Genomic DNA, 11,904 nt, shown 5'->3' with positions numbered 1-11,904 from the left:
TTGCCAACTAAATCTTTTGGACTCGTTGACAAAGTTACTGCTCAAATTCGAATAGCTGACTTAATCAAAAAAGCTAAGCTATCCCAAAACTTAGTTCAAATAATCCAACAAAATCAAAAACTAACAGCCTCCAACACACAATTACAATTACAAATTCAAAAATTAACATTAGAAAACCAAACTATTGCTGATAAAAAATCACTTGAAGGCTATAACATCGGCATAAAAAAAGGACGCCATGAAGAAAAACAAAGAGTCCATGTTAAAGCTGGTGAGCCTTATCAAAAAGAAATTAAAAGCTTAAATAAAAAAATTACCGAGCAAGATAACTATGCTGTCGAACTAGTTATGGAACTTAACAAGTTACAAAGCGATAACTTAACTTACCAGTATCAAATCAAGCAATCACAAGAACAGTTAGGTAGCGTCAAAATACCCTATCAAGAAAAAATCGCCACTCTAACTACAGAACTCCAAGACCAAAAACAACAAAATCAAACACAAAAACAGCAATTAGCACAAAAAGACCAAGTCCTCCATATGCAAACCAATACTATCAAACACCAAAAGCACCAAATTAAGCACCTCCAACAATTTGGGCAAACTTTAGTTACTGCAATTGGCGAGTGCAAACCATTACTCAAAAATACTTGGTCTAAAGTGGTAGAGCTTATTGGACAACATTTCCACCAACAACAAGAAACCGACTTAAGTCTCTTTGAACACCACTGGTCTAAAACTGATTTCCAAACCCTTAAACATCACGCTTCGACACCTTCAAAAGCTGAATTATATCAACTATATCTACAACATAACCAAGATATGGATTTAGATCGTTAAAACCACTACTAGCATTCTAGGCTGCTTTCCTGCGTCTACTCACCCTGCACTACTTCTAAATCACTACTGCCATACCCTCCAGTGGGGCATACTACCCCCATAAGCACCTGTAATAAAACCGCAAAGCGGTTAGTTAGGTACTTTTCCCCTAGCATAAAGAGGAAAATAAAAAGTATCTAACTAATTTGCTTTGCAATTGCTGGTTATAACTTTCGGCTTACGCCGACATACATTTAAGTTTAAACGCCCTACACAGTAGTTCTCGCCGTTGTTTTTTCTCGCTTGATGAATGAATCTCGTTCTGGGCAACGCCATTTACTAACCCCAGTCAATAGCTTTTCTTGCTATGTTCTGCTCACTACTGCCGTATGTTCCACTGCTACAAATTCTCCTTACACATGAGTAATTCCAAATTTGCAGTAGTCGTCTGTACCGCCCTGACCTTGTTCGCACTGCTGGTCATCACCGCCACTTGCCCCACTGCCCTCGTTACTGGCTTTCGGAAATAGATTTATTACTTGAGATGGCTCTATTAAACCTGTCCCTTTTTACAACTTTGTCCTGTTGGCTATTTGTGTGCTGTCTTGATAACGGAAAAAGACCTCCGAGCTAATCTTTTTAGCTGAAGTGCTCCATAATAGTTAGACATTAATCTGACTATTAGGAGCACTTTTTTCATGACTAAATATTCAACTGCTTTGAAAATGGAAATTTGCAGTAAATACTTATCCCACCAAACCTCTTTAGCTAAACTAGAACGCGAATACGGCATTGATCATACCGAGATTAGGGCCTGGGCAGAACGTGCCCGCAAACATGGCTTAGCCGCTTTAAAGGTTACTCACACCCGGCAAACTTATTTGCCTGAATTCAAGCTAAATGTGGTACGCTTTTATCATGAACATCACATGGGAGTACTCCAGGTAGCTGCAGTTTTTAATCTTTCGCGGTCAGTAGTAAGACAATGGCTGGCGGCTTATCAGGCTGCAGGCTACTCTGGGCTGCTCCCAAAATCCAAGGGGAGACCACCAACCATGACTAAAAAGAAGCGTCAGAAGAAGCTTAAACCCACTAAGAAGCTAACCGAAGTAGAACAATTGCGTCGTCAGGTCGCTGAGCTAGAGGCACAAAAAGCCGACTTAGAATTGGATAACTTAATCCTAAAAAAAGTGGCTGCCCGATATCCACGCTCACCAACCGGCAAAAACCAGAATAGCCGTGGAGATTCGGGCTGAGCGACCTGAGGTGCCGTTAAAGCTTTTGCTTGCCAAGCTGCACCTTAACCGCAAAACTTATTACGACAACCGCAGTCACCGATTGAACCGATTAGATAAATACGCTGCTGTTAAAGGCGTAATCAAGGAAAACATTTTAAAGCAGCGGTTTAATGAAACCAGACCCTACCACGTCTTACACACGGATATTACCGAATACAAGCTGACTTCAGGCAAAAAGGTTTATATTTCACCGGTCATTGATGAGGCCTCACTGGAAATACTGGCTTGTCAAGTCAGCTATTCGCCTAACATGAGGCTGGTTTATGACATGCTGGCAGAGCTCAAGCAAAAACTGCCTGAAACAGCCCAGCCTATTTTGCATTCAGATCAGGGCTTTCAATACCGCCACAGCGGCTATCAAGCTAAATTAAGGCAAATGAAGATTAAGCAAAGCATGTCGCGCAAGGGCAACTGCCACGATAATGCACCGGGAGAAACCATCTTCAACCTAATGAAACGGGAGAAGCTCAACCGCATTAAGATCAGTTCACTAGCAGAAATGCAGGCAGTACTGCATGATTACGTTTACTGGTTCAACCATATCAGAAGATCAAACAAACTAAAATACACGACTCCGATTAAATATCGGAATCGTGCATTGAGTCTTGCGTAATATTAAAATGTCTAACTTTTTAGTTGCACTTCAAAATTGGAGGATTTATATTTAATTCTTTTATGTACTTTTTCAAACCAGGCTCCATGAAATTCCACATTACATCATTTTTGGTTACAAATGACTGCTCTAAATCATGCTTTCTAAACACCAAATAATTGTCTGAGCTATTTTGAGCTTCAATACCTAAATATTTATTTATTCTTGATCCATACTCATATTTGCTCCCAATAGATACGGGTATAACACATTTATTTGTACCTGCTCTAATCAGACTTACTAAAGAAATTTGATCTACTAATAGGCTAAAACGTGAAAATTTACGATATTTGTCCAAATATTTAATATGAATTCTTAATTTTTCACCTTCCTCAAAAGTTCCCATTTCAATTGGACCTATAAGCTGCTGGTAAGCTGCTAGGCGAGAAATTGCCTGTAAGCCATTTTTGCTTGACAAAGCTGCAAAATATGGAGGAACAAATTGGTAAAAATTACGAACATCACTACACTTCAACAGCTGTTTATCATTTGCTTCTTTGTCTAACATTTCAAATACATGAGAATTTTTAATCCACTTTGCATTCAGATATTTGTCCATTACGCTAGAATCAAGTAAACCAGAAATTGAATTAAATGGGTAACCTAATTCTAGTAGGAAATCTTTTAATTCAGTTGTTATTTTTAGATTCATAGCAGGTTCCTCCATTCAATCCGTATTGTATACCCTTTCATTTTACCAAAATGTGCTTTTTTGCGCTTTTTTATGTTAATTTGCGCCATATTTTGAAGATATATTACAAAACAAAAAAGGATTGAATTTTGCATTCAATCCTTTTATTTACTTTGCAATTGATACAGCACGTTTTTCACGAATAACTGTTATTTTAATATTACCCGGGTAATCAAGTTCTTTTTCAATTTGATTGCGAATGTCGCGTGCTAAAACTGTAATACGATCATCTGAAATCTTGTCAGGTTCAACCATCACGCGGACTTCTCGACCAGCTTGAATAGCGTATGCCTGTTTGACTCCATCATACCTATTTGCTATTTGCTCGAGGTCGGTAAGTCTTCTAATATAATTTTCCAAACTTTCGCTTCTAGCACCAGGTCTTGCAGAAGAAATGGTATCCGCTGCAACTACCAATTCAGCAATAAATGTTAACTTAGGCACATCCCCATGGTGTGCTGCAATTGCATTAACAACCACATCCGGCTCATGATACTTCCTTGTCAGTTCTACACCAATTTCTACGTGTGAACCTTCAATGTCATGGTCGACTGCTTTTCCAATATCGTGTAATAATCCCGCGCGAACGGCTAATTTTTCATTTAATCCAAGCTCTGCAGCCATTGTACCAGCTAATTTTGCAACTTCAATTGAATGACCCAAAACATTTTGACCATAAGATGTCCGGTATTTGAGTCTACCCAATATTTTAACCAGTTCTGGATTCATTTTATGAATTCCCAGCTCCATTAGAGCGCTTTCTCCAGCTTCGTAAATATCATCGTTTACTTCTTTACGAGCTTTATCAACTGTTTCCTCTATTCGAGCCGGATGAATGCGTCCATCCTTAATCAAACGTTCCATTGCCCTTTTCGCAATTTCACGCCTGATGGCATCAAAACCACTTAAAGTTACAACTTTTGGAGTGTCATCAATTATAAGATCAACTCCAGTAAGAGCTTCAAAAGATCTGATATTACGTCCTTCACGACCAATAATTCGACCCTTCATTTCCTCATTAGGCAAATCAACTACAGATACTGTTGTTTCAGCTACTGTATCTGCCGAGCTACTTTGAATTGCATCAATAATTATTTTGCGCGCATAATGGTCAGCTTTAGCTTTTACTTCTTGATTACTATTACTAATCAACTCTGCCCGTTCTTTAACTAATTCATCTGCTAATTGATCTAAAACAAGCTTTTTTGCCTGCTCTTTGTTTAAATGGGCCACTTCGTATAGCTTCTGCGTAGTCTGTTCAACTAGTTCATCAGCTTTTTGCAATTTAGCAGCTAATTCTGTTTGCTTTTGCTCTAGCTGTTCATCTTTTTTAGTTAAATCATCCTCTTTTTCTTTTAGCAAAGAGTTCTTATGATCAAGAGTATCCTCTCGTTGGGTTAAGCGATTTTGATCGCGTGCAATTTTGTCACGTTTGTCGTTTAATTCATCTTCAACTTTTTGTCGATAGTCTTGAATTTGTTCTTGAGCTTCAAGAATTTTTTCTTTTTTAGTGTTTTGCGCACTCTGTTTAATAGCATCAGCTGCTTGCTTTTGTGCATTGACTTCAGCTTTAGCAGCGTCAACTCGTGCTTTTGCTTCGGTTAAAATATGGTCGGCATCGTTTTGAGCGTTCTGAGCCCTTTTCTCCCAGATCCTTTTACGAATAGAGTATCCTACAACAACGCCAACAATAATTGAAATTATAGCTATCGCGACGGGAATCAAAAATTTACTTATCATGATTTCTATCGCCTTTTTTATTTTTTTAGATTATTCACACAATATTAATAATAAAGAACGATGGGACTTATGTCAAACGACATGAAAAAACCTTAACCCATTTTCACAGGTCAAGGTTTATTTCCTCGTAATTAGCTTTTGCTGTCTGCTTCTTTTTTAGCAGAAGCTTCCTTTTCTGTATCAGCAGCCTTTTGGGCTCTCTTGGCTTTTATTTTTTCAGGATCTTCTCTTTCAGCAACTGATTCTTCATCAATACCGAAAGCTTGACGTACCTGCTTTTGGACATCGTCATAGACATCAGGGTGATCCTCAAGGTACTTCTTAGCATTTTCTCGGCCCTGACCAATTCGTTCATCGTGATATGAATACCAGGAGCCGGCCTTGGCTATAATGTCTTTGTCGGCCGCCATATCCAACAGTTCACCACTCTGTGAAATACCCTTGCCATACATCATGTCAACTTCAGCAACTTTAAAAGGCGGTGCAACTTTGTTTTTAACTACCTTGATTTTTACACGGTTACCAGTAATTTCTCCACCGGTTTGCTTGATCTTTTCCGCTCTTCTGATTTCCAAACGAATAGTGGCATAAAACTTCAGTGCCCGACCACCAGGAGTAGTTTCAGGATTACCAAACATAATTCCAACTTTTTCACGAATTTGATTGATAAAAATTGCAATAGTTTTGGTCTTATTAATGTTACCCGAAAGCTTACGCAGAGCTTGACTCATTAAACGAGCTTGCAGACCAACATGACTGTCACCCATTTCTCCGTCAATTTCAGCTTGAGGCACAAGTGCTGCAACAGAGTCAACAACTAAAATATCAATTGCACCACTTGTAATCAACGTATCAGCAATTTGTAAACCTTCTTCACCAGTATTTGGCTGAGACAAAATAAGTGAATCAACATCAACACCTAATGCCTCCGCATAAGCCGGATCCATAGCATTTTCGGCATCGATATAAGCGGCTGTACCACCTCTTTTTTGCACTTCAGCTACTGCATGTAATGCAACCGTTGTTTTACCAGAAGATTCTGGTCCGTAAATTTCTACTATTCTACCCCGGGGATAGCCGCCAACTCCCAGAGCTGCATCAAGAGCAAGCGAACCTGAGGGAACGGTCGAGATTTTGGTGTCAGCTTTATCACCCATACGCATAACAGCGCCTTTACCAAAATTCTTTTCAATTTTCTTAAGCGCATTTTCCAGTGCAGCTTGTTTTTCATCCTTGGCCAAGACTCTTGTCCTCCTCTATCAAAATTTCTTTAATTTAGTACGTAATAATTATACTTTGCTTTAGTGTATATTTGCAAGAAAAAAGGCGAACAAATGTTTATTATTTTTATTCACATTATTAAATACGAAAAAAATGCAAAAAACTTTTAATTTATTTTTTAAGGCCTTTGGGTTCCAAAACTTTTTGCAAGAAATTCAAAATCACATCTGCCAAGATTGCCATCAATGCTGTAGGAAGGGCACCAGCTAGTATAATCGCACTGCCATTAGTAGCATTGGTGCCGCGAATAATTATGTCTCCTAAGCCACCTGCTCCAACGAACGAACCAATTGAAGTGATACCAATAGCTATGACCAAAGCGTTTTTCAAGCCGGCTATAATAACAGACATTGAGAGCGGTAATCTCACCATATAAAGTAGTTGCAGCTTTGTCATTCCCATTCCTTTTCCTGAATCAATGACATTTTTATTAACGTTCCTCATACCAGTATATGTATTCTTAATAATTGGCAAAAGTGAATAAAGCGTAACGGTGACAATAACGGTCATAACGCCTAGGCCCAAACCAATCATTACAATAGACAAAAGGGCAAGCGAAGGAATCGTTTGAATAAAATTCGCAATTTCTACAACAAAATCTCCTAAATGTCCATTGCGCGAAATAAAAATTCCAACCGGTATACCAATAATAGCTGCAAATAAAACGCCATAGATTGAAATCAAAAAAGTCCGGTTAAATTGTGCTAATACATAACTACCATTATGGACATAATAATAAATAAATTGCTGCCATAAAGATAAATGAGACATTATTTCTCCCCCCTAAAGTAATTATGTTTTTCTAAAAATTGCCGTGCAACCGTAGCGGGTTCAAGTAGCTTGTCATCTACTTGGAAGTTCATTTTACGTATATCATGAACACTCACATTACCCACTAATCTTGCCAGAATTGCCTTTAATTCAGGATGCTCTCTTAATAAATAGTTATTAATTAGCATGCCACAATTATATGGCGGAAAGAAATGCTTATCATCCTTCAACAGGTGCAAATTGTAGCTATCAATTCGGCCATCAGTAGAATAGCCTAGAATAACATCCATCTTACCGCTTTTCAGTGCAGAATATACTAAGCCGATATTCATTGGGTGTGCTTTAGAAAAGGTTAATCCATAAGCTGTTTGAAAAGCAGGATAACCGACTCCTGGAGCATTTACCCATTCGGATGCTACACCGAAAGAAAATTTATCTTTAACTTTCTTTAAATCAGAAATCTGATACAGATGGTACTTCTTTTGGTCTTTTGCTCTCACCATAAAAGCATAATTATTAGCGAAGCCATATGTATGCAAATAAGTTTGATCCCATCTCTTTTTTACTTCACGTCTGACTGTATCATTTGCCTTTTTGGAATCCTTAATAGCTGGCAATAAAAGATTTGCAGTTAATTCACCACCATCATAAGCAGCAGCTTGAATATCGGCGTCATGACGAATTAGAGCCTGATGCTGCATAGGAGCAGAACCCAAATTATTAACAATTGAAGTTTTGTATGAAGTTTCATGTTCAATCAATTGGGCAACAATATTAGCCATAATTTGTGATTCAGTAGTTGTTAGTGCCGTAATTCTAATATTTTCCTGACTGCCTTGACTATCAGAAAGTCCAGGCAAGCCACAAGCACTAGTAGTTAACATAATAAACAAGGCTGTTATCATCAGGAATATCTTTTTAAAATACTTTTTCATGATGAATACCTCCTTATATTCCTTTTGGTGTTAATTTACGTTCAAGCTTACCCAAGAGATAATCAGTTAGAAGTGCCAATATGATAACAGGAATGGTACCACCAAAAATTAGATCAGTCTGATATAAACTAAGGCCATTAAAGATAAAGTCGCCAAGGCCCCCAGCACCTATATAAGAAGCTAGAGTCGCCCACGCAATAACATAAATAGCAGAAAGTCTTATTCCCGCCATGATTACAGGCATTGCTAAAGGAATATCAACTTTCAAAATTAATTGCAGATTAGTCATACCTAAGCCACGTGCAGAATCAATAGTGTCCGGGTTTACCCCCATCAGACCAACATATGTATTCCGCAAAATGGGCATTAAACTATAGAGAAAAAGTGCAATAATTGCGGGCAGCTTACCAACACCAAAAAATGGAATCATGATCGCAAGCAGAGCCAAAGCTGGTATCGTCTGCAACATACTGGCAATAGCAATCACGACTTTTGCCACGCGCGGAAATTTCATTAATATGATACTTAATGGAACTGCTACAACAATTCCCAAGCCCAGTGAAATAGCTGAAATATATATTTGTTGCCAAGTTTTTACCAATAATTCTGAGCCATGCTGTGCAAAAAAGGCTGACATTTTAGTTCGCCTCTTTTCCCGTATTATTTTGCGTGTGGCCCTTATCGCCCCATATTTTTTGATAAACGACATTAACCAAACTTGCACGAGTAACTATACCGACTAATTTATTATCAGAATCAATTACCGGAATATAACTCTTGTTACGGCTCATAATACGACTAAAGTTATCACGCAAATATTCATCCGGACCAACTGTGCTTACTTTAGTAATCAAGATATCACTAACGCTGCTTGCCTTAGAATAATTTCGTTGCAAATCATCAATTGAAATATAGCCTTTCAGGTGATCGCTGTTATCAACCACTAAAAGGGTATCAACACGGTTTTCCTTCATCATGGTTAAGGCATCAGATAAAGAAGCACCCAAGTCAATCTTAATCGGATTAGTTAGCATCACGTTTTTAACTTTTACGGTTTCATATTTTGCTTCGGACAGGCGCTCTTCACCGATCAAACTTTTAACATAGTCATTTGCAGGATGATGTAAAATTTCCTCAGGCGTTCCTACTTGAATCAACTGCCCATCATGCAAAACAACTACTTTAGTTGCAAGCTTTAATGCCTCATCCATGTCATGAGTGACAAAAACAATTGTTTTGCCTAATCGCACTTGTAAGTTTTGTACCAAATTCTGTAAACTTTCACGAGTTATCGGATCTAATGCACCAAAAGGCTCATCCATTAATATTAGATTTTGGTTTGCTGCCAGTGCGCGTACAACTCCAATTCTTTGTTGTTGACCGCCAGATAGCTCAGTCGGATACCTGTCTAAATATGATTCCGGCAATTCAGCCATTTGAATTAGCTTTTGCGCTTCACCAGCTAATTTTTCCTTAGGCCATTTTAATAGCTTGGGTACCAAAATAATGTTTTCTCTAATAGTCATATGAGGCATCAAACCATTATTTTGAATAACATACCCAATATGACGTCTCAAGTTGACGGGATTAAAACTTTTAACGTTTTTGCCGTTAACCAGCACCTCGCCTTTAGTTACGCTGTTCATGCGATTAATCATCCGCATCAAAGTAGTCTTTCCTGAACCGGAGGTGCCAATTAGGCAGCAAAAATCACCTTTATCTATTTCAAAACTGATATGGTTAACAGCCGGATTTTTCATTTTAGGATATATCTTGGATACATCTTTGAACTCAACCATTGGTATTTTTTCTCCCATAAATTTTCCTCCTTTTCAATATTTCCTTAATTTAATCCTAACAAGTAAATGAAGCATAATCAACAATTGACCATTTTATGCTCTTTTTTGTATTAAAAAGAAGCACAAAAAAAGCACTACCTTACAGTGCTTTTTAATAAAACTAAATTTTTCTTTAATTTACATTGAACCTTCAAAAACATCCCATGAACTGTGGAAATAATCCCAGCCAGAATAGATAGTAAAAATCAGTGCAATATAAAGTAAGATAGTGCCTATATGATAAAAGTCACCAATTAACAAAAAGATAATTGAAAGCATTTGACATGTCGTTTTGATTTTACCAGGCATAGCTGCAGCCATAACTTGCCCTTTATTCTCAGCCAAAATCAAACGCAATCCAGTTACAGCCAATTCACGACAAACAATTATTGCTACAACCCATGATGGAGCAAGTTTTAAGGAAATTAACATTATAAATGCAGTCATAGTAAGCATTTTGTCAGCCAAAGGGTCCGCAAACTTTCCAAAATTTGTAACCAAGTTGCGTGATCTGGCAATATGACCATCAAACCAATCAGTTGCAGAAGCAACTGCAAATACAATCGCAGCTATTACCAATCTCCAATAAACAGTAGTACCAGCAACTTTAAAACTGGCATCACCACCAAAAATAACAATTAACATGAAAACCGGAATCAATAATATTCTAAAAACCGTTAACTTATTAGGCAAATTCATTCTTAACTTTTCCTCCAAAAATAGTTACTATTTTTTATCATCATTTCCACTAGAGGAAGTACCTCCGGAATGGCCAGAATCATTATTATGATCAGTGTTATTTGATTGATTGTTATCATGATTTGATTGACCATTGTTCTGGGAATTTTGATTATTTTGAGTATTTTGTTGACCATTATTTGTACTCGAACTTGCACCATTATTACCATTAGAATTATTGGTTTGGCTATGTTCTTGATTTTGCTGGTTCGAATTACTCTGTCCTGAATTATTATTCGTAGTTCCGGAATTATTTTGACTTTGATGTGGTTGGTTGCTTTGAGTATTTTGACTATTACGCTGTTTGCCAATATAAAAGGTTAAAGAAAGACTCGAATTTTGAGCTGTATATGGTACTTTTCTGCCACCAATTGTTACTGATGTTCCCAGAGCGTTGCTAAATGTAACGACGACAGATTGCGCAGTTTCTGGAATTCGTAAAGTATGCTTTTGACCAGCTGTTAAAGTCTGACCACTTTGATTTACGCCATTCATTGCAATAGAAACTGTAGTCGCTTGATCACCGGCTCTAATAACTAAATTGCGGTTATTTTTAAGGCCGGTAATCTGAAACTGATTTGCAGCCAGTTCCTTAATCTTGACTCTCTTCTTTTTAACTTTCTTAACTTTGCGGTGTCGTTTACCACTATCCGAAGAAACAGAAACATCATTAGCTTCGTTGTTATTTTCATTGCGACTAGAAGAAAAATGAGCAAATACAACGTAGCATACCAAAATTACTGCAACTATCCCCAAACCGACAATGATTCGTGGCAGGTAATCCTGCCAAATCTTTTTCTTATTACTGGTAGTTTTACGTACTTCCTCACTTTTATTGTCAATCGAGTCTTCGACAAATTCTTCAGGTTCGGCTTTAGGTATGTCTTCGTGGTATTCACTTAGCAACTTTTTGCCATCTAAACCAACTATCTGTGCATATTGTCTAATGAAGGCTCTAACGTAAAAATCACCAGGAAGTTTTTCAAAATCGTTTTGCTCGATTGCAGTCAGATATCTACCTTGAATCTTGGTTGTTTTTTCAATGTCTTCAATTGAAAGTCCCTTAGCCTCTCTGGCACTGCGTAATTTATCTCCGATATCTGCCATAGTTACCTCTTCAAATTCTAAATTTACTCTTTGA

At 37.7% G+C, this 11,904-nt stretch carries 10 protein-coding genes and 1 pseudogene; 2 read left to right on the top strand and 9 right to left on the bottom strand.

Translation table 11 applies throughout. From position 1 onward, the window contains the following. Complete coding sequence (locus LDX54_RS03565; RefSeq protein WP_265666845.1) at positions 1 to 840, top strand: hypothetical protein; 840 nt, start codon at positions 1 to 3, stop codon at positions 838 to 840. Positions 841 to 1,517: 677 nt separating this feature from the next. Beyond that, positions 1,518 to 2,730, top strand: a pseudogene (locus LDX54_RS03560) (IS3 family transposase). A 19-nt stretch (positions 2,731 to 2,749) separates the two neighbouring features. On the opposite strand, the gene LDX54_RS03555 reads toward LDX54_RS03560, so the two are convergent. From LDX54_RS03555 to LDX54_RS03515, 9 genes are all read right to left on the bottom strand, one after another. After that, positions 2,750 to 3,421 carry a hypothetical protein gene (locus LDX54_RS03555; RefSeq protein WP_265666846.1) on the bottom strand — a complete coding sequence of 224 codons (672 nt, stop codon included), beginning with the start codon at positions 3,419 to 3,421 and terminating at the stop codon, positions 2,750 to 2,752. Positions 3,422 to 3,568: 147 nt separating this feature from the next. After that, positions 3,569 to 5,200 carry a ribonuclease Y gene (gene rny, locus LDX54_RS03550; RefSeq protein WP_265666847.1) on the bottom strand — a complete coding sequence of 544 codons (1,632 nt, stop codon included), beginning with the start codon at positions 5,198 to 5,200 and terminating at the stop codon, positions 3,569 to 3,571. Positions 5,201 to 5,331: 131 nt separating this feature from the next. Beyond that, positions 5,332 to 6,441: a recombinase RecA gene (recA, locus tag LDX54_RS03545; RefSeq protein ID WP_046324597.1), complete on the bottom strand. Its 1,110-nt coding sequence runs from the start codon at positions 6,439 to 6,441 to the stop codon at positions 5,332 to 5,334. Positions 6,442 to 6,592: 151 nt separating this feature from the next. Beyond that, a complete protein-coding gene (locus LDX54_RS03540; RefSeq protein WP_046324596.1) occupies positions 6,593 to 7,252 on the bottom strand; it encodes an ABC transporter permease in 660 nt (219 codons plus the stop codon). Further along, complete coding sequence (locus LDX54_RS03535) at positions 7,252 to 8,187, bottom strand: osmoprotectant ABC transporter substrate-binding protein (RefSeq protein WP_110445850.1); 936 nt, start codon at positions 8,185 to 8,187, stop codon at positions 7,252 to 7,254. Before LDX54_RS03535 ends, LDX54_RS03540 begins: the two co-directional genes overlap by 1 nt. A gap of 13 nt (positions 8,188 to 8,200) precedes the next feature. After that, positions 8,201 to 8,824, bottom strand: coding sequence for an ABC transporter permease (locus tag LDX54_RS03530; protein WP_110445849.1), 624 nt, complete (start codon positions 8,822 to 8,824; stop codon positions 8,201 to 8,203). Between the two features lies 1 nt (position 8,825). Further along, positions 8,826 to 10,004 (bottom strand): ABC transporter ATP-binding protein, encoded by a 1,179-nt coding sequence (locus LDX54_RS03525; RefSeq protein WP_046324593.1) that lies wholly within the window; start codon positions 10,002 to 10,004, stop codon positions 8,826 to 8,828. 159 nt (positions 10,005 to 10,163) lie between these two features. Continuing rightward, positions 10,164 to 10,724, bottom strand: coding sequence for a CDP-diacylglycerol--glycerol-3-phosphate 3-phosphatidyltransferase (gene pgsA / locus LDX54_RS03520; RefSeq protein ID WP_265666848.1), 561 nt, complete (start codon positions 10,722 to 10,724; stop codon positions 10,164 to 10,166). Positions 10,725 to 10,751: 27 nt separating this feature from the next. Continuing rightward, positions 10,752 to 11,870 carry a helix-turn-helix domain-containing protein gene (locus LDX54_RS03515; RefSeq protein WP_265666849.1) on the bottom strand — a complete coding sequence of 373 codons (1,119 nt, stop codon included), beginning with the start codon at positions 11,868 to 11,870 and terminating at the stop codon, positions 10,752 to 10,754. Between the last annotated feature and the right edge of the window lie 34 nt (positions 11,871 to 11,904).

Source organism: Lactobacillus sp. IBH004 (genome assembly GCF_026185255.2).
In the GTDB taxonomy this organism is placed as follows: Bacteria; Bacillota; Bacilli; order Lactobacillales; family Lactobacillaceae; genus Lactobacillus; species Lactobacillus melliventris.
This window is presented reverse-complemented; position numbering and strand designations above follow the sequence as displayed.

What these genes read in the sequence shown, in the direction of transcription:
- LDX54_RS03555 (WP_265666846.1), bottom strand. Translation starts at nt 3,421, where the DNA reads ATGAATCTAAAAATAACAACTGAATTAAAAGATTTCCTACTAGAATTA.
- rny (WP_265666847.1), bottom strand. Translation starts at nt 5,200, where the DNA reads ATGATAAGTAAATTTTTGATTCCCGTCGCGATAGCTATAATTTCAATT.
- LDX54_RS03540 (WP_046324596.1), bottom strand. Translation starts at nt 7,252, where the DNA reads ATGTCTCATTTATCTTTATGGCAGCAATTTATTTATTATTATGTCCAT.
- LDX54_RS03535 (WP_110445850.1), bottom strand. Translation starts at nt 8,187, where the DNA reads ATGAAAAAGTATTTTAAAAAGATATTCCTGATGATAACAGCCTTGTTT.
- LDX54_RS03530 (WP_110445849.1), bottom strand. Translation starts at nt 8,824, where the DNA reads ATGTCAGCCTTTTTTGCACAGCATGGCTCAGAATTATTGGTAAAAACT.
- LDX54_RS03525 (WP_046324593.1), bottom strand. Translation starts at nt 10,004, where the DNA reads ATGGGAGAAAAAATACCAATGGTTGAGTTCAAAGATGTATCCAAGATA.
- pgsA (WP_265666848.1), bottom strand. Translation starts at nt 10,724, where the DNA reads ATGAATTTGCCTAATAAGTTAACGGTTTTTAGAATATTATTGATTCCG.
- LDX54_RS03515 (WP_265666849.1), bottom strand. Translation starts at nt 11,870, where the DNA reads ATGGCAGATATCGGAGATAAATTACGCAGTGCCAGAGAGGCTAAGGGA.